This is a genomic window from Bacillus sp. AF62 (genome assembly GCF_050312695.1).
GTDB lineage: Bacteria > Bacillota > Bacilli > Bacillales > Bacillaceae_G > Bacillus_A > Bacillus_A cereus.
This window is the reverse complement of sequence record NZ_JBNPJZ010000206.1, coordinates 1-986: the sequence shown is the minus strand read 5'-3', so window position 1 is coordinate 986 and position 986 is coordinate 1. Positions and strand designations below refer to the sequence as shown.

The window sequence follows — 986 nt, the reverse complement described above, 5'->3', positions numbered from 1 at the left end:
AAAATAAAAAGGAAAACCTTTTGGCTACGCCCTTCACACGCTTGAGGAAGGAGACTTCTTTCGGGAAATTCGTTAAAAAAATAATTCCAATTTATCAATAGAATTGGAATCTCACTATACATTTGTCCTCTATATTTTACCATAACTGAACTTTATGTGGGCTGAATAAAGAAACTTCTGCATAAATATAATTCTTACGTTAAACTATTCGTTTTTTTCAAATTGCTGATTTTTTCGTATGTATTGATAAAGTGTAGCGTGACTAATACCTGTCATGTTTACAATGCCTTGTATGGTATATTCTTTAGAAGCATACAACCGCAATGCTATTTGAATGAAATGATCCTTGATATGAGGGCGCCCGCCTACTGACTCTCTTGCCCTTGCAGTTTCAAGTCCCTCTTGAGTACGTTGAACAATTAAATCTTGTTCAAACCGGTTAAGTAATTGAAATACAGTTAACATTAGTTTACCTTGTTGTGTGTGAGTATCAAATCGTTCTTTCATACTCATCAGTTTGACACCTTTTTGTTCAAAGTAATTCACGAGTTCAATTAAATCCGTTGTACCATGTCCTAGCCTAAAGAAACTTTCAACTACTAAAGTATCACCAGGTCTAATTTTATCTTTCAACCGAGTAAGCTCTGGACGATGACTTTGCATATCTGATATTTTTTCTGTGAAAATTTCAGTACAGTTATATTTTTGAAGTATGTTTAGTTGACGTATCAAATCTTGTTGGTGGGTACTTACCCTTGCATAACCATAAATATATGAATTCATAAAATCACCTAGCTTTGATTTTAGTAACTAATTTACGTACTTTATATGTTTTGAAGAATTTATTTTTTGCATAGCAAAAACCTAGTCATCGCTTCTAATCGAAAAAAATCGTTTTTTACGTAAAAATCCTCCCTCTATAAATGCTTATATATCAACGGTTATAACCGCTATTGGGGTGTCAGAAAAATTTTTTCGACACTCTA

The 986-nt window shown here is 32.9% G+C and carries 1 pseudogene; it reads right to left on the bottom strand.

Features of this window, described 5'->3' with window-relative positions:
- Positions 1 to 207: 207 nt before the first annotated feature.
- A pseudogene (locus ACQRBL_RS32290) lies at positions 208 to 783 on the bottom strand (recombinase family protein); the annotation flags it as partial.
- Positions 784 to 986: the final 203 nt, after the last annotated feature.